19 protein-coding genes are annotated in these 22597 nt (G+C 67.0%); 6 read left to right on the top strand and 13 right to left on the bottom strand.

Annotated elements, in window-relative coordinates; translation table 11 throughout:
• Positions 1 to 153: 153 nt before the first annotated feature.
• Positions 154 to 1209 carry a lysine-2,3-aminomutase-like protein gene (locus ACZ5TO_RS17490; protein WP_464798998.1) on the bottom strand — a complete coding sequence of 352 codons (1056 nt, stop codon included), beginning with the start codon at positions 1207 to 1209 and terminating at the stop codon, positions 154 to 156.
• Positions 1206 to 2261 carry an EF-P lysine aminoacylase EpmA gene (epmA, locus tag ACZ5TO_RS17485; protein ID WP_464798997.1) on the bottom strand — a complete coding sequence of 352 codons (1056 nt, stop codon included), beginning with the start codon at positions 2259 to 2261 and terminating at the stop codon, positions 1206 to 1208. The genes ACZ5TO_RS17490 and epmA overlap by 4 nt, the downstream gene beginning before the upstream one ends.
• A 160-nt stretch (positions 2262 to 2421) precedes the next feature.
• On the opposite strand from epmA, the gene efp reads away from it, so the two are divergent.
• Positions 2422 to 2991, top strand: a complete 570-nt coding sequence (gene efp / locus ACZ5TO_RS17480) for an elongation factor P (RefSeq protein ID WP_184144381.1) — start codon at positions 2422 to 2424, stop codon at positions 2989 to 2991.
• Positions 2992 to 3170: 179 nt separating this feature from the next.
• Positions 3171 to 4163: an adenosine kinase gene (locus tag ACZ5TO_RS17475; protein WP_464798996.1), complete on the top strand. Its 993-nt coding sequence runs from the start codon at positions 3171 to 3173 to the stop codon at positions 4161 to 4163.
• On the opposite strand, the gene ACZ5TO_RS17470 is transcribed toward ACZ5TO_RS17475, so the two are convergent.
• Entirely contained in the window at positions 4156 to 4695 is a 540-nt protein-coding gene (locus ACZ5TO_RS17470; RefSeq protein ID WP_464798995.1) for an SH3 domain-containing protein, read from the bottom strand. The genes ACZ5TO_RS17475 and ACZ5TO_RS17470 overlap by 8 nt on opposite strands.
• Before the next feature lie 181 nt (positions 4696 to 4876).
• Here ACZ5TO_RS17470 and ACZ5TO_RS17465 point away from each other — a divergent pair, with 181 nt between their 5' ends.
• Complete coding sequence (locus tag ACZ5TO_RS17465; protein WP_184144378.1) at positions 4877 to 5881, top strand: 2-hydroxyacid dehydrogenase; 1005 nt, start codon at positions 4877 to 4879, stop codon at positions 5879 to 5881.
• A 140-nt stretch (positions 5882 to 6021) separates the two neighbouring features.
• Here the strand turns inward: ACZ5TO_RS17465 and moeB are convergent, their stop codons facing one another.
• Entirely contained in the window at positions 6022 to 6780 is a 759-nt protein-coding gene (moeB, locus tag ACZ5TO_RS17460) for a molybdopterin-synthase adenylyltransferase MoeB (RefSeq protein ID WP_464798994.1), read from the bottom strand.
• The gene (gene recF, locus ACZ5TO_RS17455; RefSeq protein ID WP_464798993.1) at positions 6777 to 7901 is read right to left on the bottom strand and encodes a DNA replication/repair protein RecF; all 1125 of its coding nucleotides are present in this window, start codon (positions 7899 to 7901) and stop codon (positions 6777 to 6779) included. Before recF ends, moeB begins: the two co-directional genes overlap by 4 nt.
• A 157-nt stretch (positions 7902 to 8058) precedes the next feature.
• On the opposite strand from recF, the gene ACZ5TO_RS17450 reads away from it, so the two are divergent.
• Positions 8059 to 8736, top strand: a complete 678-nt coding sequence (locus ACZ5TO_RS17450) for an HAD-IA family hydrolase (RefSeq protein ID WP_464798992.1) — start codon at positions 8059 to 8061, stop codon at positions 8734 to 8736.
• Positions 8737 to 8740: 4 nt separating this feature from the next.
• On the opposite strand, the gene ACZ5TO_RS17445 is transcribed toward ACZ5TO_RS17450, so the two are convergent.
• Entirely contained in the window at positions 8741 to 9343 is a 603-nt protein-coding gene (locus ACZ5TO_RS17445; RefSeq protein ID WP_464798991.1) for a TetR/AcrR family transcriptional regulator, read from the bottom strand.
• 99 nt (positions 9344 to 9442) lie between these two features.
• Between ACZ5TO_RS17445 and ACZ5TO_RS17440 the strand changes: the two genes are divergently transcribed.
• A complete protein-coding gene (locus ACZ5TO_RS17440; RefSeq protein WP_464798990.1) occupies positions 9443 to 9676 on the top strand; it encodes a hypothetical protein in 234 nt (77 codons plus the stop codon).
• A gap of 57 nt (positions 9677 to 9733) precedes the next feature.
• Here ACZ5TO_RS17440 and dnaJ read toward each other — a convergent pair whose 3' ends face one another.
• The 7 genes from dnaJ to ACZ5TO_RS17405 form a co-directional block, all read right to left on the bottom strand.
• Positions 9734 to 10864: a molecular chaperone DnaJ gene (gene dnaJ, locus ACZ5TO_RS17435; RefSeq protein WP_464798989.1), complete on the bottom strand. Its 1131-nt coding sequence runs from the start codon at positions 10862 to 10864 to the stop codon at positions 9734 to 9736.
• Between the two features lie 219 nt (positions 10865 to 11083).
• The gene (gene dnaK / locus ACZ5TO_RS17430) at positions 11084 to 12994 is read right to left on the bottom strand and encodes a molecular chaperone DnaK (RefSeq protein ID WP_464798988.1); all 1911 of its coding nucleotides are present in this window, start codon (positions 12992 to 12994) and stop codon (positions 11084 to 11086) included.
• Between the two features lie 249 nt (positions 12995 to 13243).
• Positions 13244 to 15469 (bottom strand): transglycosylase domain-containing protein, encoded by a 2226-nt coding sequence (locus ACZ5TO_RS17425; protein ID WP_464798987.1) that lies wholly within the window; start codon positions 15467 to 15469, stop codon positions 13244 to 13246.
• Positions 15470 to 15612: 143 nt separating this feature from the next.
• Complete coding sequence (locus tag ACZ5TO_RS17420; protein WP_184144370.1) at positions 15613 to 16041, bottom strand: BA14K family protein; 429 nt, start codon at positions 16039 to 16041, stop codon at positions 15613 to 15615.
• A 100-nt stretch (positions 16042 to 16141) separates the two neighbouring features.
• Entirely contained in the window at positions 16142 to 17089 is a 948-nt protein-coding gene (locus ACZ5TO_RS17415; protein WP_464798986.1) for a lysylphosphatidylglycerol synthase domain-containing protein, read from the bottom strand.
• A gap of 93 nt (positions 17090 to 17182) precedes the next feature.
• Positions 17183 to 18574: a dipeptidase gene (locus tag ACZ5TO_RS17410; protein ID WP_184144368.1), complete on the bottom strand. Its 1392-nt coding sequence runs from the start codon at positions 18572 to 18574 to the stop codon at positions 17183 to 17185.
• A gap of 133 nt (positions 18575 to 18707) precedes the next feature.
• Positions 18708 to 19148: a MarR family winged helix-turn-helix transcriptional regulator gene (locus ACZ5TO_RS17405; RefSeq protein ID WP_464798985.1), complete on the bottom strand. Its 441-nt coding sequence runs from the start codon at positions 19146 to 19148 to the stop codon at positions 18708 to 18710.
• A gap of 369 nt (positions 19149 to 19517) precedes the next feature.
• Here ACZ5TO_RS17405 and polA point away from each other — a divergent pair, with 369 nt between their 5' ends.
• A complete protein-coding gene (gene polA, locus ACZ5TO_RS17400; protein WP_464798984.1) occupies positions 19518 to 22505 on the top strand; it encodes a DNA polymerase I in 2988 nt (995 codons plus the stop codon).
• Positions 22506 to 22597 lie beyond the last annotated feature (92 nt).

The following is a 22597-nucleotide window of genomic DNA, read 5'->3' as shown; positions in this document are numbered from 1 at the left end:
TTTGTTTCCTCGGGCACACCTCTCCTTTCGTCATCCTCGGGCTTGACCCGAGGATCCACGAAACACGGCGTGCGGCGGGATGGATGCTCGGGTCAAGCCCGAGCATGACGGCGGAGGCGTTGAGGCCTTCCAAAGGCGGAGCCAGCCGCCCTGCTAGCCCTCTTCCGGCGGATAGACATGCGTCCTGCCGCGGAAATCGCGCAGGCGGAAGCAGCCGTCGTCGGCCTCCTCGACGGCCATGGAATCCGCCCGCACCTTGCCGTGGCCGCCGGGAATGTCGAGGATATAGGCCGGCTGGCAGAGGCCGGAGATACGGCCGCGCAGGCTCTCGACCAGCGCCCTGCCCTCGGCGAGCGTGAGGCGGAAATGCGCGGTGCCGGGCGCAAGGTCCGGATGGTGCAGGTAATAGGGCTTTACCCGGTTCTCGACGAAGGTCCGCATCAGATCGGCGAGCACGGCCGCGTCGTCGTTGACGCCCCTCAGCAGCACCGTCTGGCTGATCATCGCGATGCCGGCATCGACGATGCGGGCGATGGCGGCGCGGGCCTCGGCGGTGAATTCGCGCGGATGGTTGGCATGGAGCGCCAGATAGGTCGCCTTGCCGGAGGCCTTCAGGGCCTCGACCAGCGCGGCGTCGATGCGCGCGGGATCGACCACCGGCACGCGGGTGTGGAAGCGCACGACCTTGACATGCGGGATGGCGGACAGCCGCTCCATGATGGCCCGCAGGCGGCGCGGCGAAAGGACGAGCGGATCGCCGCCCGTCAGGATCACTTCCCAGATTTCCGGCCGCCCGGCGATATAGCCGATGGCCGCGTCGAGCGCCTTTGCCGAGAGCGTGCCGAGCCCTTCCGGCCCGACCATCTCGCGGCGGAAGCAGAAGCGGCAATAGACCGGGCAGACATGCACGGCCTTCAGGAGCACCCGGTCCGGATAGCGGTGCACGATGCCCTCGACCGGACTATGCGCGAGGTCGCCGATCGGATCGGCGCGCTCCTCCGGCAGGGTGGTGAGCTCGGCCGCGTCGGGAATGAACTGGCGGGCGATGGGATCTTCCGGATCGCCGCCGTCGATCAGCGAGACGAGCGCGGGGGTGACGGCGACGGCATAGCGCGCGGCGACGGCGGCCATGCCGGCCTGCTTCTCCTCGGGAACGAGGCCGGCGGCGCTGAGCTCGCCGATCGTCGTCAGGCTGCGCGCGGCGGTCATGGCGCGGTCTCCGCGACAGGCGCCCACAGCACCTGGTCGATGCGCGAGGCGCCGGTCGCCAGCATGACGAGCCGGTCGAAGCCGAGCGCAATGCCGCTCGCCTCGGGCATGGCGGCAAGGGCGGCGAGGAAATCCTCGTCGAGCGGGTAGGTCTCGCCGTAGACACGGGCCTTCTCCGCCATTTCCAGCTCGAAGCGGCGGCGCTGCTCGGCCGCGTCCGTCAGCTCGCCGAAGGCATTTGCCAGTTCCACACCGCAGGCATAGAGCTCGAAACGCTCGGCGACGCGCCGGTCGTGCGCGGCGGGGCGGGCAAGCGCCGCCTCGGCCACGGGATATTCGCAAAGGATAGTGGCGCGGCCGAAGCCGAGCGCCGGTTCCACCTTCTCCACCAGCACGCGGCTGAAGAGGTCGGCCCAGGTATCGTCTTCCGCAACGCGAAGACCCGCCGCCGGCATGGCGGCGGCAAGGCGGCCGCGATCCGTCGCACCGTCCGGCTCCATCGTCGAGAGGAGGTCGATGCCGGCATGGCGACGGAAGGCCTCGGCCACCGTCAGCCGCTCCGGCGGGAGCGCGGGATCGCAGGTTGCGCCGCGCCAGACGAGCATCGGGGCGCCCGCCACCTCGGCGGCAAGCGCGAGGATCAGCGCGCAATCCTCCATCAGCACGTCATAGGCCTCGCCCGCGCGATACCATTCCAGCATGGTGAACTCGGGATGGTGCAGGGGCCCGCGCTCGCGGTTGCGGTAGACATGGGCAAAGCAGGCGATGCGCTTTTCGCCTGCGGCCAGCAGCTTCTTGCAGGCGAATTCCGGCGAGGTGTGGAGATAGAGCGGCGTCTTCGTGCCGGCATGGCCGATGGCGGCCGTCTCGAAGGCGTGCAGGTGCGCCTCGTTGCCGGGCGAGACCTGGAGCGTCGCCGTATCGACCTCGATGAAATCGCGCATGGCGAACCATGCCCTGAGCGCCGCCTGGATGCGGTTCCTTGCAAGCAGGAACGGCCGGCGATCGGCATGGACGTCGGGCGTCCACCAGGGCGAGGGCTTGCGGTTCATGGCTTTTCCGTGACGGTTTCTTCGGCCTTACCGGCGGTAAGTCTGGTCTTTTGCCGGAATATAGGATAGTTGCGGCCCCGAAAACGCTTTTTCCAGCGCTCGGGAAGACGCCTTGCGAGGCTCCTCTACGACGCGATCCATTCAGTTACAAGGAAGACTTATGGTAAAGATCATCGCTTCTTCCGTCCGCAAGGGCAATGTGCTCGACGTCGACGGCAAGCTCTATGTCGTGCTGACGGCGCAGAACTTCCATCCGGGCAAGGGCACGCCGGTCACCCAGATCGACATGCGCCGCATCTCCGACGGCACCAAGGTCTCCGAGCGCTACCGCACGACCGAGCAGGTCGAGCGCGCCTTCGTGGAAGACCGCGAGCACAACTATCTTTACGAAGACGGCGACGGCTACCACTTCATGAACCCGGAGACCTACGACCAGCTCACCATGTCCTCCGAGGACATCGGCGACCTGAAGGTCTATCTCCAGGAAGGCATGACCGTGGTGCTCTCGGTGCACGAGGGCATCGCCATCGCCATCGACCTGCCGCGCCACGTCACGCTCGAGATCGTCGAGACCGAGCCGGTCGTCAAGGGCCAGACGGCCTCCTCCTCCTACAAGCCGGCGATCCTCTCGAACGGCGTTCGCACGCTGGTGCCGCCGCACATCACCGCCGGCACGCGCGTCGTCATCGCGACGGAAGACGGCTCCTACGTGGAACGCGCCAAGGACTGACAAAGCGGTTCAGGCGGCCCCTCATCCGCCTGCCGGCACCTTCTCCCCGCAGGCGGGGCGAAGGAAAGGATGCACGGCTTGTCCACAAATCCCTTCTCCCCGCTTGCGGGGAGAAGGTCGCGGCAGCGGGATGAGGGGCTGCCCCGGTCTCCTCACCTTCCAGGAAGGGAATCCCCCTCATGACGACATTCGACGTGCTGACGGTCGGCAACGCCATCGTCGACATCATCGCGCGCTGCGACGACAGCTTCATTGCGGACAACGGCATCATCAAGGGCGCGATGAACCTCATCGACGCGGAGCGGGCGGAGCTGCTCTATTCACGCATGGGCCCGGCGCTCGAAGCCTCCGGCGGCAGCGCCGGCAATACGGGCGCGGGCGTTGCGAGCTTCGGCGGCAGGGCCGCCTATTTCGGCAAGGTCGCGAGCGACCAGCTCGGCGACATCTTCATCCACGACATCCGCGCGCAGGGCGTCCATTTCGAGACGAAGCCGCTTGCGGGCACCCCGCCGACCGCCCGCTCGATGATCTTCGTGACGCCGGACGGCGAGCGCTCGATGAACACCTATCTCGGCGCCTGCGTGGAGCTCGGCCCGGAGGACGTGGAAGAGAAGGTCGTCGCCGAGGCCAAGGTCACCTATTTCGAAGGGTATCTGTGGGACCCGCCGCGCGCCAAGGACGCGATCCGCGAATGCGCGCGCATCGCCCATGCCCATGGCCGCGAGATGTCGATGACGCTTTCCGACAGTTTCTGCGTCCACCGCTACCGCGGCGAGTTCCTTGACCTCATGCGCTCGGGCACGGTCGACATCGTCTTCGCCAACAAGGCCGAGGCGCTGGCGCTCTACGAGACGGACGATTTCGAGGAGGCGCTGACGCGCATCTCCCAAGACTGCCGTCTGGCCGCCGTGACGATGAGCGAGGAAGGCTCCGTCATCCTCTCGAAGGGCGAGCGCACGAAGGTGGAGGCGATCAGCGTGCCGAGTGTCGTCGACACGACGGGCGCGGGCGACCTCTATGCCGCCGGCTTCCTCTACGGCTATACGGCCGGGCGGTCGCTTGCCGATTGCGGCCGGCTCGGCAGCCTTGCCGCCGGCCTCGTCATCCAGCAGGTCGGCCCCCGCCCGCTGCTGTCGCTTGCGGAAGAGGCCCGCAAGGCCGGCCTTATTTGAAGGCTTCGCCCGGATAGGCGCCCCATATCTCGGCCTGCGCGACCCATCCGCTCGTGCCGTCCACCTCGGCGCGGCACCAGTCGCCGTTGCACTCGCCGACCTTGACGACGACGCCCGGCTGGAGCCTGGCGACGACGGCGCTGTTGGAGGAGGCCTCGCGGCGCATGTTGACGAAGATATCCTCGCCCTTGCCGCGCATCCACGGCGCGGTCAGGGCGGTGCGCTCGCCGGAGAGCAGCGCCTGGTTGACCCAGCCCTCCGTGCCGTCCGCATCGCGGATGCGGCGCCAGTTGTCGTATTCCTGGACGATCTCCACCGGGACGCCGGATTTGAGATAGCGCCAGGCCACCGCATAGTCGACGCTGGGCCCGACGCGCAGGTTGACGCTTTTCGCCTTGAGGCTGACGAAGCGGGGCAGCGGCAGGCCGCTCGGCCCCTTGGCCGCCTGGGCATGGGCGAATTCGATGCCCGCGACGGAAACGAGGATGCCCGCGAGGGCGACGAGGCTGATACGCACGACGAGGTTACGCATGGAAAATCCGCACTAGACTGAAAAGGGCATCAGGCTGCCGGGCCGGTCAGCGGTGGCAAATCGCGGGAACCGCCAAGAGGGCGGATTGTCTTCGCGACCGGGTCTGGTAGAAAATGCCCCTGATGAAGCAATCCTTGCCCAACTTGGTTAAGGACCCGTCAACAGGACGCCGGAACATCCCATGACGCAGAAGAAAAAACCGAAGGTCTACATCACCCGCCGCCTGCCCGAGGTGGTGGAGACCCGGATGCGCGAGCTGTTCGACGCCGAACTCAACATCGACGACACCCCGCGCAGCCAGCCCGAGCTCGTCGCCGCCGTCAAGAGCGCGGACGTGCTGGTGCCGACGCTGACCGACCGCATCGACGCCGCGCTGATCGAGCAGGCCGGCCCGCAACTGAAGCTGATCGCCTGCTTTTCCAACGGCGTCGACAATGTCGACGTGGAGGCGGCGGCGCGAAAGGGCATCACCGTCACCAACACGCCGAACGTGCTGACCGAGGACACGGCCGACATGACCATGGCGCTGATGCTCGCCGTGCCGCGCCGGCTTGCCGAGGGTGCGCGCATCCTCACCGACCGCAAGGGCGAATGGGCCGGCTGGTCGCCGACCTGGATGCTCGGCCGGCGCATCTCGGGCAAGCGGCTCGGCATCGTCGGCATGGGCCGCATCGGCACGGCCGTCGCCAAGCGCGCCAAGGCCTTCGGCCTTTCCATCCACTACCACAACCGCAACCGCGTGCGCCCGGACACCGAGGACGCGCTGGAGGCGACCTACTGGGACAGCCTCGACCAGATGCTCGCCCGCGTCGACATCGTCTCGGTCAACTGCCCCTCGACGCCCGCCACCTTCCACCTGCTCTCGGCCCGGCGGCTGGAGCTGATGCAGCCGACGAGCTACATCGTCAACACGGCGCGCGGCGGCATCATCGACGAGGCGGCGCTGATCAAGTGCCTGCGCGAGGGCCGCATCGCCGGCGCCGGCCTCGACGTGTTCGAGCACGAGCCCTCGGTCAACCCCAAGCTCCTGAAGCTCGCCGCCGAGGGCAAGGTCGTGCTGCTGCCGCATATGAGCTCGGCGACGATCGAGGGGCGCATCGACATGGGCGAGAAGGTGGTGATCAACATCCGCACCTTCTTCGACGGCCACCGCCCGCCGGACCGCGTGCTGCCGGGGCGGGTGTAGAAAAGACCCCTCCCTAAATCCCTCCCCACAAGGGGGAGGGACTTACCGTGCGGTGCCCTTTGCGGGAAAATGGAACGGAAGAGCAAGCCTCCAGCCTTCTCCCCCCTTGTGGGGGAGATGCCGGCAGGCAGAGAGGGCCTCTAGCCCTTCCGCCGCCGGTATTTCAGCGTCTCGAACCGCGCCGCCAGCCCGTCGTAGAGCAGCAGCCGGCCGACCAGCGGCTCGCCGGCGCCCGTGACCAGCTTGATCGCCTCCATCGCCATCAGCGTGCCGATGACACCCGTCAGCGCGCCGACGATGCCGGCTTCGGCGCAGGCGGGCACGACGCCGGGCGGCGGAGCGGACGGGAAGAGGTCGCGGTAGCCGGGGTTCAGCGCACCGTCCGGGCCCGCCTCGTGGGGCTTCAGCACCGTCAGCGAGCCGTCGAAACGGCCGACCGCGCCGGTGACGAGCGGGATGCGCGCGGCCTCGGCCGCGTCCGCCGAGGCATAGCGCGTGTCGAAATTGTCCGAACCGTCGATGAGGAGATCGTAGCCGGCCAGGAGGCGCGGCGCGTTTTCCGCCGTCAGCCGCTCGGGCATGCCGGAAAAGCGCACATGCGGGTTGAGCCGGGCGACGGCGGCCTCGGCGCTATCGATCTTCGCCGTGCCGAGGCCGGCGGTGTCGTGGATCACCTGGCGCTGGAGGTTGGAGAGCGAAACCGTGTCGTCGTCAAGGACGCCGATATGGCCGATGCCGGCGGCGGCGAGATACTGGATGACCGGCGCGCCGAGGCCGCCGGCGCCGACGATCAGCACATTGGCGGCCTTCAGCTTCTGCTGCCCCGCCCCGCCGATCTCGGCGAGCACGATGTGGCGACGGTAGCGGTCGATCTCTTCGGGGCTCAGGGGATCGGTCATGACAGGATGCCTCCGTTCGCGACGGTGAGGAATTGCGCACGCGCGCCGAGCGCATCGAACATCGCCCGATCCGTGCCGGTCATGAAGGCCTGGCCGCCGAGCGCATCCACCCGGTCGAACAGCGCCGCGCGCCGGCCTTCGTCGAGATGGGCGGCGATCTCGTCGAGCAGCAGCACCGGGGCATGGCCCGTCATGCCGGTGACGAGGCCGGCATGGGCCAGGATAAGGCCGACGAGCAGCGCCTTCTGCTCGCCCGTCGAGCAGCGCTCGGCCTCCATGTCCTTCTCGCGGTGGCGGATGAGGAGATCGGCGCGGTGCGGCCCTTCCAGCGTGCGTCCGGCGGCCGCGTCGCGGTAGCGGCCCTCCTGCAGCAGGGCGAGGTAGATCTCCTCGATCTCGTAGGCCGGCCGCTGCCACTCCTCGTCGAGGAAACCGGAAAGGCGCATGGTGGCGGAGGGGAACGGCCCGTCGTCGCGCGCGGCCTCGACGAGGCCGGACAGGAGACCGACGAGCTCGTGGCGGGCATGGGCCATCGCGATGCCGAGCTCGGCCATCTGCCTTTCCAGCGCCGTCAGCCAGGCGGGGTCCGGCCTTCCTTCGGAGAGCAGCCGGTTGCGGCCGCGCATCGCCTTCTCGAAATCCGCCGCCCGGCGCCCGTGGCCCGGATCGAGCGAGAGGACGAGGCGGTCGAGGAAGCGGCGGCGGTCGGCCGAGGGGCCGGTGAAGAGCCCGTCCATCGACGGCGTCAGCCAGAGGACGCGCAGGTGCTCCAGCAATTCGTCGACGGTCCGCGCCGGCGTGCCGTTGAGGCGGAGCTTGCGCGCCTGACCGTCCTCGCCGCCTTCCGTGCCGGTGCCGATATCGACCTCGCCCATCATGCCGTCGACCGTGGCGAAGACGGAAAAACCGCCCTCGCCCCCGGCGCGCGGCACGTCGCCATAGGCGGCGCGGCGCAGGCCCCGGCCGGGCGAGAGGAAGGAGACGGCTTCCATGAGGTTCGTCTTGCCCGCCCCGTTCTGCCCCGTCAGCACGACATGCCGGCCGTCGAGCGCAAGCGACAGGCCCGCATAGTTGCGGAAATCCGTGAGCTTGAGGCGGGAGAGGGAGACCTTGTGCGGCATGGGCTGAGAGCTAGAGTATTCGTGGGGATCGGGCAACAGCAAAGCCGGAACGGCATCGCGCGGACGGGCGGGCGGTTGCCGGCGCGGGCGGGAGGCGGTAAGCGGAGGGCCCGCCCGCGCCTTGCGTCCTCCCCTCCCAGCCAGCAGGTCCTCCGCCTTGTCCTCTTCCCCCCGTCCCGTCTTCGACCACAGCTTCGCCGCCTTCCTCTTCGACATGGACGGCACGATCATCAACTCCATCCCCGCCACCGAGCGGGTGTGGACGCGCTGGGCGCTGAAGCACGGGCTGGACGTCGCCACCTTCCTGCCGACCATGCACGGCGTTCGCGGCATCGACACGATCACGCGGCTCGGCCTGCCCGGCGTCGACCCCGTGACGGAAGCGAAGGAGGTGGAGATGGCCGAACTGGAGGACGTGGACGGCATCGTGCCGATCGACGGCGCGATCGCCTTCCTTTCCGCCCTTCCGGCTGGGCGCTGGGGCATCGTCACCTCCGCGCCGGTGGCGCTTGCCCATCGCCGCCTTGCCGCCGCCGGCATCCCGCTGCCGACCGTCATCGTGACGGCCGACGACATCACGAAGGGCAAGCCCGCGCCGGACGGCTATATCCTCGGCGCCGGAAAGCTCGGCGTCGACCCGGCCGACTGCCTCGTCTTCGAGGACGTGCCGGCCGGCATCCTGGCGGGCGAAGGCGCCGGCGCCCATGTCGCGGTGATGACGGCGACGCACCACCACCCGATCGAGACGAGCCATCCGCGGCTGAAGAGCTACGAGGGCGTCACGACCCGGGTGAACGCCGACGGGACGCTGGTGCTGCTGCAAAGCGGCGACTGACGCCTCAGGGCTTGATGCCGGAGAGCACCGCATCGACCACCGCGTCGATCTCGGCATCGGAAACCTCCAGCCGCTCGGTAAGCAGCCGCCCCCAGGCGAAGCTGGAAAGCAGCTCGGGGACCAGTGTGGGCGGCACGTCCGCCCGCACCTCGCCGCGCGCCTGCGCCTTCTCGACGATCCTGCCGCTCTGTTCGCGCCGCTCCGCCATATAGGCCGAAAGCGCGGCAAGCGCGGCGGGCTCCCCCTGCGCCTTGGCGACGAGGCTGCGGAAGACCTCGCCGCTGCCGCCCTCCCGCCATGTCTGCAACAGGCCGGAGAGATAGGCGCGCAGGTCGTCGCGCACATTGCCCGTGTCGGGGTGGATGAAGTTGATGCGCTTGCGGTTGTGGTAGACGTCAAACAGCAAGGCGGCCTGCGAGGGCCACCAGCGATAGATCGTCGGCTTGCCTGCCCGCGCGCGCCGCGCCACCGCCTCGATGGAGAAGCCGCCGAGCCCGTTTTCCAGAAGCACCGCCTCCGCGGCCGCGAGAATCGCGTCCTGGCTCGCCGGATTGCGCGTTGCGCCGATGGAGCGGCGGGCGGGGCTGATTTCGTCTGTCTCGGTCATGGCCTTTTCCTTTTTTCCGCTTCTAGCATGGAAGGGGCTTGAACGGAACGTTTCGTTTCTATATAAACGAAACGTTCCGTTTTCATAAAGGTTGCTCCCATGACCAATACCGCTCCCCGCAAGCTCTCGAAACTCCACCTCGCGCTCGCCCTGCTCCTGCCGGTCTATCCGTTGATCACCGCGATCCTCTATATCGTGCTGCCGCTCACCGACGGCTGGACGACCTGGCAGCGCACGGCGCTCATCGCACCGATCATGGTCTTCGCGATGGTCTTCGTCATCACGCCCTTCGTGCAGAAGCGCTTTGCGAACTTCATCCTGCGCGCGGCATGAAAAAAGCCGGGGTGCTCTGCACCCCGGCTCCATCTGGAAGACGCGTCCCGAAGGTGTTCACCCCTCGAAGAACTCCTTCATCCGCGCGAAGAAACCGGCGGATTCGGGGTTGTTGTCCTTGGAGGAGATCTCCTCGAATTCCTTCAGAAGCTCGCGCTGGCGCTTGGTGAGCTTCTGCGGCGTCTCGATCTGGATCTGGATATAGAGGTCGCCGACCTGCGCGGAGCGCAGCACCGGCATGCCCTTGCCCTTCAGGCGGAACTGCTTTCCGGCCTGGGTGCCTTCCGGCACCGAGACGCGCGACTTCGTGCCGTCGAGCGTCGCCACGTCGAAGGTGCCGCCGAGGGCCGCCGTCGTCATCGAGATCGGCACGGCGCAGTAGAGGTCCGCCCCGTCGCGCTGGAAGAACTCGTGCGGCTTGACCGACAGGAAGATGTAGAGGTCGCCCGCCGGCCCGCCGCGCAGGCCCGCCTCGCCCTCGCCGGCAAGGCGAATGCGCGTGCCGTCCTCGATGCCGGCCGGGATGTTGACCGACAGCGAGCGCTCTTCCGTGACGCGGCCCTGGCCGTGGCACTTCGTGCAGGGGTCGCTGATCGTCTGGCCGCGGCCGTGGCAGGTCGGGCAGGTGCGCTCGATGGAGAAGAACCCCTGAGCGGCGCGCACGCGGCCGGCGCCGTGGCAGGTGGCGCAGGTCTTGGGGCTGGTGCCGGGCTTTGCGCCCGAGCCGGAACAGACGTCGCAGGTGATCGACGTCGGCACGCGGATCTGCGCGGTCTTGCCGGCATAGGCCTCTTCCAGCGAGATCTCCATGTTGTAGCGAAGATCGCCGCCGCGCTCGCGACCGCCGGAAGAGCGCCGCTGGCGCCCGCCGCCCATCATCTCGCCGAAGATGTCCTCGAAGATGTCGGAAAAGCCGCCACCGCCGAAACCGCCGCCGCCGAAGCCGCCGCCCATGCCGCCCTGCTCGAAGGCCGCATGGCCGTAGCGATCGTAGGCCGCGCGCTTCTGCGGGTCCTTCAGCATCTCGTAGGCTTCGTTGACGTCCTTGAACTTCTGCTCGGCGGAGGCATCGCCCGGATTCTTGTCGGGATGGTATTTCATCGCCATCTTGCGGAAGGCGCTTTTCAGCTCCTTCTCGTCGGCGGTCTTGGAGACACCCAGCGTCTCGTAAAAATCAGCTTTTGCCATTCGGGTCACGTCCGTTTCGCGGGAACGGTCTTGTTATTGCGGAACTGCCTTGCGCTACACATGCGAAAAGGCGGAAGCCGGGGCGAAGGAAAGGCCATGATGTCGCCACCGCGGTAAACGGGAGTGATCATGGTGCCTTGTTTCCCTTCGCGCTGACTTCCGCCTTTTTGCTATCCGTTGCACCGGCCGCGCCATGCGCGGCCGGCAGTTCAGGAGGCTTTAGGCCGACTTCTTGCGGTCGTCGTCGTCCTTGACTTCCTCGTAGTCGGCATCGACGACGTTGTCGCCGGCCTCGTCCGTGGAGGCGCCGGTCTCGGCCTGCTGCGCCTCGTAGATGGCCTGGCCGAGCTTCATGGAGACTTCCATGAGCGTGTTGGTCTTGGCCTTGATGTCCTCGGCGTCGGGCTCGGAAGCCTCGACGGCGGTCTTGAGGGCGGCAATCGCATCCTCGATGGCCTTGCGGTCATCGGCGGAGACCTTGTCGCCATAGTCCTTCAGCGACTTCTCGGACGAGTGGACAAGGCTTTCGGCCTGGTTCTTCGCCTCGACGGCCTCGCGGCGCTTCTTGTCGCTTTCGGCATTGGCCTCGGCGTCCTTCACCATCTTCTCGATGTCGGCGTCGGAGAGGCCGCCGGAGGCCTGGATGCGGATCTGGTGCTCCTTGCCGGTGCCCTTGTCCTTGGCCGAGACCTGCACGATGCCGTTGGCGTCGATGTCGAAGGTGACTTCGATCTGCGGCATGCCGCGCGGGGCCGGGGCGATGCCGACGAGGTCGAACTGGCCGAGCAGCTTGTTGTCCGCGGCCATTTCACGCTCGCCCTGCGAGACGCGGATGGTCACGGCCGACTGGTTGTCCTCGGCGGTCGAGAAGGTCTGGCTCTTCTTCGTCGGGATCGTCGTGTTGCGCTCGATCAGACGGGTGAAGACGCCGCCCAGCGTTTCGATGCCGAGAGACAGCGGGGTCACGTCGAGGAGGAGGACGTCCTTGACGTCGCCCTGCAGGACGCCGGCCTGGATGGCGGCGCCCATGGCGACCACTTCATCCGGGTTCACGCCCTTGTGCGGCTCCTTGCCGAAGAGCTGCTTGACGGTTTCCTGCACCTTCGGCATGCGGCTCATGCCGCCGACGAGGACGACTTCGTCGATCTCGCCCGCCGTAACGCCGGCATCCTTGAGGGCTGCCTTGCAGGGCGCAACGGTGCGCTGGATGAGGTCGTCGACGAGCGCTTCGAACTTGGCGCGGGTCAGCTTCATCGTCAGGTGCTTCGGGCCGGAAGCGTCCGCCGTGATGAACGGCAGGTTGATTTCCGTCTGCTGCGAGGAGGACAGCTCGATCTTGGCCTTTTCGGCAGCTTCCTTGAGGCGCTGCAGGGCGAGCTTGTCGTTCTTCAGGTCGATGCCCTGGTCCTTCTTGAACTCGGCTGCGAGATATTCGACGAGGCGCATGTCGAAGTCTTCACCGCCGAGGAAGGTGTCGCCGTTCGTCGACTTTACTTCGAAGACGCCGTCGCCGATTTCCAGGACCGAGATGTCGAACGTGCCGCCGCCAAGGTCGTAGACGGCGATGGTCTTGCCGTCCTTCTTGTCGAGGCCGTAGGCAAGCGCTGCAGCCGTCGGCTCGTTGATGATGCGCAGCACTTCGAGGCCGGCGATCTTGCCGGCGTCCTTGGTGGCCTGGCGCTGGGCGTCGTTGAAGTAGGCGGGAACCGTGATGACGGCCTGCGTGACCTTCTCGCCGAGATAGGATTCGGCGGTTTCCTTCATCTTCTGAAGGATCATCGCGGAGATCTGCGAGGGGGAATAATCCTTGCCCTGCGCCTCGACCCAGGCGTCGCCGTTGTCGCCCTTGACGATCTTGTAGGGAACGAGGCCCTTGTCCTTCTCGACGGTCTTGTCGTCGTAGCGGCGGCCGATGAGGCGCTTGACCGCGAACAGGGTGTTTTCCGGGTTGGTGACCGCCTGGCGCTTGGCCGGCTGGCCGGTCAGCCGCTCACCGTCGTCGGTGAAGGCGACCATGGAAGGCGTGGTGCGCGCGCCTTCGGCATTTTCGATAACCTTGGCGTCCTTGCCGTCCATGACGGCGACGCAGGAATTGGTGGTCCCGAGGTCGATACCGATTACTTTAGCCATGTCATTCTCTCCTTCAAGCGAACTGCCGGAACCCATTCAGGCATTCGTTCGGCAGCCCCTAATGGTATGGTCTTCCAGAAAGCCGAGGGGCAAACCCTTAGCTTTGCGGCGTATATAAGGAGCCCTCCGGACGACTGCAAGACATCGAAGGGCCGCAAGGCGCGCAAAATCAGCGTTCCGGCCGCGATGCGGCACGCTCCGCCGGCAATGTGGTGGGCTTCCTGACGGGCGTCAAGACGGCGCCGGGCGTCAGCCTCCGAGAAGAACGTCGAGAAGGGTCGTGCGGTGGGTGCCGGTTTGCCGCCGGCCACCGACATCGGCCGGCGGCACGAGCCCGTCGTCCACCGCCACGGCGCCGCCTTCGCCGGTCGCCACCGCCGCGCCGGTGTCGGTCGGGCGCTCCTCGGTGCCGAGCGTGCGCGAGATGATGTCGAAGAGCTGGTCGCCCTCCGGCGCCGGCCTCGTATCTTCGCTCGCGGGCGTCTGGCTGATGCCCGTGCCGAAGAGCGGCGAGGGCGAAAGCCCCTTGTGGGCGGCGATCATGAACTGGCTCCAGGCCCTCGCGGGCAGCCCGCCGCCCGTCACCTGCCGCATCGACTTGCCGTCGTCGTTGCCGAACCACACGCCCGTCGTCAGGTTGGACGTGTAGCCGACGAAGAGCGCGTCGCGGAAGGACTGGGTCGTGCCGGTCTTGCCGGCGGCCTGCCAGCCGGGGATGCGGGCGTTCTTGCCGGTGCCCTCGGTGATGACGCGCTCCATCATGCCGTTCATCATGGAGACGATCTCCGGTGAAAGCACGCGCGGCGGGTTATCGTAGGTGTTCTCGTAGAGCACCTTGCCGTCGGCGGTCGAGATGCGGCGGATGATGTGGGGCGTCGCCTTGTAGCCGCCATTCATGAAGGGGGCGTAGGCGGAGGTCAGCTCCACCAGCGTCACCTCCGAGGTGCCGAGCGCGATGGAGGCGTTCGCCTGCAGCTCCGATTCGATGCCCAGCCGCTTGGCGAGCTTGACCACTTCCGACGGGCCCACCTCCATGACGAGCTGGGCGGCGATGGTGTTCAGCGAATGGGCGAGCGCGTTGGCGAGCGTCACCTCGCCGCGGTATTTCTGGTCGTAGTTCTCCGGCGTCCACTTGCCGATCTTCACCGGCGCGTCGTTGCGCACCGAGAGCGGCGAGCGGCCCTGTTCGAGCGCCGTCGCATAGACGAAGGGCTTGAACGCCGAGCCCGGCTGGCGCTTGGCTTTCGAGGCGCGGTCGAACTGGCTGTCGGCATAGTCGCGCCCACCGACCAGCGCCCGGATCGCGCCCGTGCCGTCGATGGAGACGAGCGCGGCCTGCGAGGCGTTGAGCTTGGCGCCGTCCTTGTCGAGCGTCGCCTTGATGGCCTCGTCGGCCTTCTTCTCGAGGTCGAGGTCGATCGTCGTGTCGATGACGAGGTCCTCGGTGACGTCGCCGATCATGCCGGGCAGCTGCGACATGACCATGTCGGCGGCATAGTGCTCGGCGCCGGACCAGTAGCGCTTCGCCCGCGCCGGCGTCTGCGACATGGCGGTCTTGATCTCGGCGTCGGTGACGTAGCCCTCCTCGCGCATCGCGCCGAGGACGACCTGCGCGCGCGCTTCGGCCGCCTCCGGGTCGCGGGCGGGCGAAAGGCGCGACGGCGCCTTGAGGAGACCGGCGAGAACCGCCGCCTCGCCGAGGTTCACGTCGCGCGCCGACTTGTTGAAATAGCGCCGCGAGGCCGCCTCGACGCCATAGGAATTGGAGCCGAAGAAGACGCGGTTGAGATACATCGCAAGGATCTGGTCCTTGGTGTACTTGTGCTCCAGCCAGAGGGAAAGCAGCACCTCCTGCACCTTGCGCTCCAGCGTGCGCTCGGGCGAGAGGAACATGTTCTTGGCGAGCTGCTGCGTCAGCGTGGAGCCGCCCTGCACCGTGCGGCCCGAGGCGATGTTGGTGATCACCGCGCGGGCAAGGCCGAGCGGATCGATGCCGAAATGCGAATAGAAGCGCCGGTCCTCGATGGCGATGACGGCCTGCGGGATATAGGGCGACATGTCCTCCAGCGAGAGCGCCTCGCCGCCGGTAAGGCCCCGGTTGGCGATGATGGCGCCGTCGACCGCGAGGATCTTGACGTTCGGCGGACGGGCGGGAATGGCCCAGCTCGTGGCGCTCGGCATGCGCGCGCCGTAGTAGAGCACGAGCCCGCCGACGCCGATGGCGCCCCAGATGCCCAGCACGATGCACCAGTAGAAGAGCCTGCGCACGAGGCCGAAGAAGCCGAGGGTGGGTTCGCGCCGGCGGCCGGCGCCGCGCCTTCCGCGGGAGGCCTTCGCCGGCTTGCCCCGCCCCTTGCGCCCGCCCCCGCCGCCGGTCACGCGATCGTCGGCGCCGATGTGGAAATCGTCGTCCTCGCGCCCTTCGCTTTCATGGAAGGACGGTTCGATGCGCTGGGATTTTCGGTTGCCTGCCATAAGCGGTCGGATGAGCCCTCTGGGAATATGCCCGTCCGGTGGACCTTAAATGCGGCGATTTAAGGGGTCGTTAAGAAGCGGTGAACGCGCTCCGGGCGTTTCTAACGGAAGCGGGCGGCCCGAAGGCCGCCCGTATCCTCACCTCAGAAGTAGGGCGAATAGCACTGCTTGCGCGGGCCGTAATTGGGCTGGAACGTGTTGTCGTAGGCCCGGTACGAGCGATAGCGCGCATAGCACCATTCGGTATGGCGCGGGTTGATGCCGGCTTCGCGCGGACGGGAATAGCCGTCGTTGGCGATTGCCCCGCCGATGATCGCGCCGGCGCCGAAGGCGGCCAGCGGATACCACCAGCCGTCCGAATGGCGCCGGTAGCCGTGGCGAGAATGCCGGTAGCCGCGATGGCCGTGATACCAGCCGCCGCGATGGCGATACTGCACGTCCACGACGTCGGACGCGCGCGACGCGTCGACCTTTGCCATCGGCATGGCGAAGGCCGGTGCGGATACGAAGGACGTGGCGAACATGGCAACCGCCACCGCGGTGGAAAGGCCCGTCTTGATCGATATCTTCATGTCGGTCTCCCTTGGGTTGTCGTCTCACACTTGTTCAGACGGTTCATAGCATGAAACCATTCGCCTGAACGCGGAATGAACCGGGAAGGATCCACCCGTTTCAATCTTCGGTTTCACGCGCCCGGGCGAGATAGCGCTGCCGCTCGAAGACGAGGATGACCACCAGCGCCATGACGAAGGGAATGATGAGGTAGAAGAGGCGGAAGACGGCAAGCGCAGCCAGCACCGCCGCCGGGTCCATGTCGGGCAGGCCGGCAATGAAGACGAGCTCCAGGACGCCGATGCCGCCCGGCGCATGCGAGAGCAGGGCGACGGAAAAGGAGGCGAGGAAGATGCCGAGCACGACGAAATAGCCCGGATTGCCCGCCGCCGGCAGCACGAAATAGATGATCGCCGCCGCGCCGATGAGCTCGATGGGCGCGATGATGAGTTGGCGGAAGGCGAGCGAGGGCTTCGGATATTCGAGCTTGAGCCAGCGCGTGTTGATCGGCCGGAAGCCGACGAGGCTGCCGACGACATAGAGCGCGACGAGGGCGAGGATGAAGAGCCCCGTCGAGAAGGCCGCCTCGATGGGCAGGAAATCGGCGAAGCGCTCGACGATCTGCGGCTCGAAGACGAGGACGAGGCCGAACAGCATCAAGGTGCCGAGGACGAAGGTGAAGGAACAGAAGGCGACGAGCAGGCCGACCTCCGAGCCGGCAAGCCCCTTCGACGTATAGGCGCGGTAGCGCACCAGCGCGCCGGAGAAGACCGAGGCGCCGATATTGTGCGACAGCGCATAGGTGGTGAAGGAGGTGACCGTGATGAACCACAGCGAAATGCGGTGGCCGAGATGTTCCAGCGCCAGGTGATCGTAGGCGGCGAGCGCCGCGTAAGCGACGAGCGTGGCGAGGCAGGAAAGCAGCCAGCCCGACAGCGGGATCGCCTGGAGGCTCGCCATGAACGCATCGAGCGAAAGGCCCCTCAGGTCCCGGTAGAGGATATAGACGGAAAGGACGATCGCCGCAGTGCTGACAAGCGGCCAGAAGAGTTTCCCCAGCCGCTTCATTCCATCCTGCCCCCGGTCTTCAATGCCATCGCGTACCGTTCCAATCCGCGGGTTTCGGGCCGGTCGAAGCCGGCCCGGCCCGTCTGTCCGCCCTCAACGGGCGGCAAGCGCCGCAAGAATGCGCACCCAGGAGCGGATGCCCTTCTCGAAGGACCGGAGATCGTATTTCTCGTTCGGCGAATGGATGCGGTCGTCCGACAGCGCGAAGCCGACGAGCAGGGATTCCATGCCGAGCATCTTCTGGAAGTCGCCGACGATCGGGATCGAGCCGCCCATGCCGATGACGACGGCGGGCTTCGGCCATTCGTCGGAGAGCGCGTCCTTCGCCTTGCCGAGCAGGGCCGAATCGTAGGGAAGCTGGATGGCCGGCGAGCCGCCATGGGCGTGGAAGGAGACCGAGCAGTCGGCCGGGATCTTCGCACGCACATAGGCGCGGAAGGCGTCGCGGATCTTCGCCGGATCCTGCTTGCCGACGAGGCGGAAGGAGACCTTTGCGGAGGCTTCCGCCGCGATCACCGTCTTGAAGCCCTCGCCGGTATAGCCGCCGGTGATGCCGTTGACCTCGGCGGTCGGACGCGCCCAGGTGAGCTCCAGCACCGACCGGCCCTTCTCGCCGGACGGAATGGAAAGGCCGATCTCGCCGAGGAAGCTTTCGGCCGAGCTGCCGAGCTTCTCCCAGGCGGCCTTGATCTGCGTCGGCGTTTCCTCGACGCCGTCGTAGAAGCCGGGAAGCGTCACGCGGCCGGTCTCGTCGTGCAGGCCCGCAAGCACGTCGGCGAGGATGTGGATCGGGTTGGCCGCCGCGCCACCGAAATAGCCGGAATGCAGATCCCGGTCAGCCGCCTTGACGACGATCTCCTCGCCGACGAGGCCGCGCAGGCCCGCCGAGATCGCCGGCGTATCGGCGTCCCACATGCTGGTGTCGCAGACGAGGGCGAAGTCGGCCGTCAGCTCGGCGGCATTGGCTTCGAGGAAGGGCTTCAGCGAGGGAGAGCCGGACTCCTCCTCGCCCTCGAAGAGGATGGTGACGCGGCAGGGCAGCGCGCCGACGGTTTCCTTGTAGGCGCGGCAGGCTTCCACGAAGGTGAGGAGCTGGCCCTTGTCGTCGGAGGTGCCGCGGCCGGTGATGATGCGCCGGCCGCCCTCGACCTCGCGCACCGCCGGATCGAAGGGATCGTGGTCCCACAGGTTCAGCGGATCGACCGGCTGCACGTCGTAATGGCCGTAGAAGAGGACATGCGGCGCATCGGCCTTGGCACCCTCGTGATGGGCGACGACCATGGGATGGCCGGGGGTATCGCGCACCGTCGCGTCGAAGCCCAGCGAGCGCAGCTCCTTGACCAGCCATTCGGCCGCCCGGCGGCAATCCGCCTTGAAGGCCGGGTCGGTGGAGATGGACTTGATGCGCACCAGCTCGAACAGGCGTTCGAGGCTGGCCGGGATATCGGCGCTGGCGCGATCGAGGACGGGCAGAATGTTGGTCATGTCGGTATCCTTCAATGCATGCTGCGCGAAGGCGGCCCCGCGGCGGCGGCATGCGGCAAATCAGAATGATTTTCGCGGCGACATTAGACCGATCCCGTCGGCAAGGGCAAATCGTATGACGGCCCTGCGACGGTCAGGGGCGAACGCCGCGTCCGAGATTGGCCAGCACCATGCGCATGTATTCGAGCAGCAGTTCCCGCTCGAAGCGGCGGAAGCCCTGGAAAAGCGCGTCCTCCGTGGCGCTCGCCGCGGCCATCGCGCTCTCGCGCAGCGCCTTGCCGCGCGCCGTCAGGAAAACCAGCTGCGCACGCCTGTCCCGGGGGTGGCGGCGGCGCGAGATGAGCCCGTCGCGCTCCATGCGCGCGAGCGTGTTGGCCATGGTCGCCTGTTCGATGTCGAGCCTGTCGAGGAGTTCGCGCTGGGTGAGGCCGTCGCCGCCCCATAGTTCCAGCAGAACCGGGAACTGGCCGGGCGCAAAGCCGGCACCGTCCGCCCGCGCCTGCAGCGCGCGGGAGGCCCCCTTCGCCAGGAGATTGGCGAGGTAGGCTGCCGAATCCTTCCGGTCAAACTCCATGGCAAGAAGCTATGCCGGTTTTCAGACGATGACAACGATGGATCGCAGGCGATGCAACCCCTCAAACGCGGGAAGCCGCCGACGACAGGAGGCTTGTCGCGGCGGCTTCTTCGCAAATGTTGGACAAAGGCCCGGAGAGGGGGATAAGGCCTTTGTCCTTGTCTGGCGCGGCGGGGGACAGGCCGTTATGCCAGACACGGCTTGATCAGGTGCCGATGAGGAATATCTGTGGGTCCGAATGTGGCTTTTCAAGGGATTCGAAGGCCCGCGAAAATTACAAATCGGTAACGTTCGCGTGAGGCTTCCGGGCACCCTTCGCCCGCAATGAAAGATGGACGCGACAGGCCGCCCGCGCTATCCATTCACCCCATGAAAAAAGGTGATCATCTCTTCCTCGTCGACGGCTCCGGCTTCATCTTCCGCGCCTTCCACGCCATCCCGCCGCTCAACCGAAAGTCGGACGGTTTGCCGGTCAATGCCGTCTCCGGCTTCTGCAACATGCTGTGGAAGCTCCTGAAGGATGCGCGCAACACCGACGTGGGCGTGACGCCGACCCATTTCGCGGTCATCTTCGACTATTCCTCAAAAACCTTCCGCAACGATCTCTACGACCAGTACAAGGCGAACCGCACCGCGCCGCCGGAAGACCTGATCCCGCAGTTCGGCCTCATCCGCCACGCGACCCGCGCCTTCAACCTGCCCTGCATCGAAAAGGAAGGCTTCGAGGCCGATGACCTGATCGCCACCTATGCCCGCCTTGCCGAGCAGGACGGCGCGGACGTCACCATCGTCTCCTCCGACAAGGACCTCATGCAGCTCGTGACCGAGAACGTCTCGATGTATGACGGCATGAAGGACAAGCAGATCTCCATTCCCGAGGTGATCGAGAAATGGGGCGTGCCGCCGGAGAAGATGATCGACCTCCAGTCGCTGACCGGCGATTCGACCGACAACGTGCCGGGCGTCCCCGGCATCGGCCCGAAGACCGCCGCGCAATTGCTGGAGGAATACGGCGACCTCGACACGCTGCTCGCCCGCGCCGAGGAGATCAAGCAGGTCAAGCGCCGCGAGAACATCATCGCCAGCCGCGAGCTCGTGCGGCTCTCGCGCCAGCTCGTCACGCTGAAGACGGACACGCCCCTCGACACGCCGCTGGACGAGCTGATCCTGCATCCGCAGGACGGCCCGAAGCTCATCGCCTTCCTGAAGGCCATGGAGTTCACCACGCTGACGCGGCGCGTGGCGGAAGCGTGCGACTGCGATGCCGGCGCCATCGAGGCGGCCAACGTGCCGGTGGAATGGGGCGCTGCGGCGCACGGCCCGGACCTCGACAAGGGCGAGGCCGCCGGCCCCTCTTCCATCCTCGACGGCACGGAGACGGCGGCGGAAGCCGCCGCGACGCTGCTGCCTGCCGCCGTTGCCGGCGACCTTTCGCCCACAGCGCTGGCAAGGAGCCGCGCGGAGCGTTTTTCAGCGGCGCCGATCGACCATTCCACCTACGAGACGGTGCGCGACCTCGAAGCGCTCGACCGCTGGATCGCCGCCGCGCGCGAGACCGGCCTCGTCGGCTTCGACACGGAGACCACCTCGCTCGACGCCATGCAGGCGGAACTGTGCGGCTTCTCGCTCGCCATCGCCGACAATGCGAAGGACCCTTCCGGCACCGTGATCCGCGCCTGCTACGTGCCGCTCAACCACAAGACGGGCGTCGGCGACCTCCTCGGCGGCGGCATGGCCGATGGGCAGATCCCCATCCGCGCGGCGCTGGAGCGGCTGAAGGGCCTGCTGGAGGACCCGTCGGTCCTCAAGGTCGCGCAGAACCTCAAATACGACTACCTCGTCATACGCCGGCACGGCATCACCGTTCAGGGCTTCGACGACACGATGCTGATGTCCTATGCGCTGGATGCGGGCGCGGGCACGCACGGCATGGACACGCTCTCCGAACGCTGGCTCGGCCACAAGCCGATTTCCTACAAGGAGGTCGCCGGCTCCGGGAAGGGCGCGCAGACCTTCGACATGGTCGACATCTCCCGCGCCACCGCCTATGCGGCCGAGGACGCCGACGTGACGCTGCGCCTCTGGCACGTGCTGAAGCCGCGCCTTGCGGCCGAGCGCATGACGGCCGTCTACGAGCGGCTGGAACGCCCTCTGGTGCCCGTGCTCGCCCGCATGGAGGAACGCGGCATCACCATCGACCGGCAGGTGCTCTCGCGCCTCTCCGGCGAGCTGGCGCAGGGCGCGGCCGGCTTCGAGGAGGAGATCTACGAGCTTGCCGGCGAGCGCTTCAACATCGGTTCGCCCAAGCAGCTCGGCGACATCCTCTTCGGCAAGATGGGCCTTCCCGGCGCCTCCAAGACGAAGACCGGCCAATGGTCGACCTCCGCGCAGGTGCTGGAGGACCTTGCCGCGCAGGGCATTCCGCTGCCGCGCAAGATCGTCGACTGGCGCCAGCTCACCAAGCTGAAATCCACCTATACCGACGCGCTGCCCGGCTTCGTGCATCCCGACACGAAACGCGTGCACACGTCCTACGCGCTCGCCGCGACGACGACCGGCCGCCTTTCCTCCTCCGATCCGAACCTCCAGAACATTCCGGTGCGCACGGCGGAAGGGCGCAAGATCCGCACGGCCTTCATCTCGACGCCCGGGCACAAGCTGGTCTCGGCCGACTACAGCCAGATCGAGCTGCGCGTGCTCGCCCATGTCGCCGACATCCCGCAACTGAAGCAGGCCTTCGCCGACGGCATCGACATCCATGCCATGACGGCCTCCGAGATGTTCGGCGTGCCTGTCGAGGGCATGCCGTCGGAAATCCGCCGCCGGGCCAAGGCGATCAATTTCGGCATCATCTACGGCATCTCCGCCTTCGGCCTTGCCAACCAGCTCTCCATCGAGCGCTCGGAGGCCGGCGAATACATCAAGAAGTATTTCGAGCGCTTCCCGGGCATCAAGGACTACATGGATACGACGAAGGCCTTCGCCCGCGAGAACGGCTATGTGGAGACCATCTTCGGCCGCCGCGCGCATTACCCGGAGATCAAGTCGTCCAACCCCTCGGTGCGCGCCTTCAACGAGCGCGCCTCGATCAACGCGCCGATCCAGGGATCGGCGGCCGACATCATCCGCCGCGCCATGATCAAGATGGAGCCGGCGCTTGCCGCGGCCGGCCTTTCCGCCCGCATGCTGCTGCAGGTGCACGACGAACTGATCTTCGAAGTGGAGGACGGCGAGGTCGAGAAGGCCATCCCCGTCATCGTCGACGTCATGGAGAACGCCTCCATGCCGGCGCTGTCGATGAAGGTACCGCTGAAGGTGGACGCGCGGGCCGCCACCAACTGGGACGAGGCGCACTGACGGCCGGAAATCCGCGATGAGGCCGCCCGGCGGCACGTTCTGCGTTTATGGCTAACGAGGCCTCAACGGGACGGAACCGTCTCGTCGGGGCA

The sequence above is a fragment of the Shinella sp. Sh6 genome (genome assembly GCF_055392685.1).
The sequence above is the reverse complement of the archived record's forward strand: the minus strand, read 5'-3'. Positions and strand labels throughout refer to the sequence as shown.

Coding starts and splice junctions, on each gene's coding strand:
- ACZ5TO_RS17490 (WP_464798998.1), bottom strand. CDS start 1,209: ATGACCGCCGCGCGCAGCCTGACGACGATCGGCGAGCTCAGCGCCGCC.
- epmA (WP_464798997.1), bottom strand. CDS start 2,261: ATGAACCGCAAGCCCTCGCCCTGGTGGACGCCCGACGTCCATGCCGAT.
- efp (WP_184144381.1), top strand. CDS start 2,422: ATGGTAAAGATCATCGCTTCTTCCGTCCGCAAGGGCAATGTGCTCGAC.
- ACZ5TO_RS17475 (WP_464798996.1), top strand. CDS start 3,171: ATGACGACATTCGACGTGCTGACGGTCGGCAACGCCATCGTCGACATC.
- ACZ5TO_RS17470 (WP_464798995.1), bottom strand. CDS start 4,695: ATGCGTAACCTCGTCGTGCGTATCAGCCTCGTCGCCCTCGCGGGCATC.
- ACZ5TO_RS17465 (WP_184144378.1), top strand. CDS start 4,877: ATGACGCAGAAGAAAAAACCGAAGGTCTACATCACCCGCCGCCTGCCC.
- moeB (WP_464798994.1), bottom strand. CDS start 6,780: ATGACCGATCCCCTGAGCCCCGAAGAGATCGACCGCTACCGTCGCCAC.
- recF (WP_464798993.1), bottom strand. CDS start 7,901: ATGCCGCACAAGGTCTCCCTCTCCCGCCTCAAGCTCACGGATTTCCGC.
- ACZ5TO_RS17445 (WP_464798991.1), bottom strand. CDS start 9,343: ATGACCGAGACAGACGAAATCAGCCCCGCCCGCCGCTCCATCGGCGCA.
- ACZ5TO_RS17440 (WP_464798990.1), top strand. CDS start 9,443: ATGACCAATACCGCTCCCCGCAAGCTCTCGAAACTCCACCTCGCGCTC.
- dnaJ (WP_464798989.1), bottom strand. CDS start 10,864: ATGGCAAAAGCTGATTTTTACGAGACGCTGGGTGTCTCCAAGACCGCC.
- dnaK (WP_464798988.1), bottom strand. CDS start 12,994: ATGGCTAAAGTAATCGGTATCGACCTCGGGACCACCAATTCCTGCGTC.
- ACZ5TO_RS17425 (WP_464798987.1), bottom strand. CDS start 15,469: ATGGCAGGCAACCGAAAATCCCAGCGCATCGAACCGTCCTTCCATGAA.
- ACZ5TO_RS17420 (WP_184144370.1), bottom strand. CDS start 16,041: ATGAAGATATCGATCAAGACGGGCCTTTCCACCGCGGTGGCGGTTGCC.
- ACZ5TO_RS17415 (WP_464798986.1), bottom strand. CDS start 17,089: ATGAAGCGGCTGGGGAAACTCTTCTGGCCGCTTGTCAGCACTGCGGCG.
- ACZ5TO_RS17410 (WP_184144368.1), bottom strand. CDS start 18,574: ATGACCAACATTCTGCCCGTCCTCGATCGCGCCAGCGCCGATATCCCG.
- ACZ5TO_RS17405 (WP_464798985.1), bottom strand. CDS start 19,148: ATGGAGTTTGACCGGAAGGATTCGGCAGCCTACCTCGCCAATCTCCTG.
- polA (WP_464798984.1), top strand. CDS start 19,518: ATGAAAAAAGGTGATCATCTCTTCCTCGTCGACGGCTCCGGCTTCATC.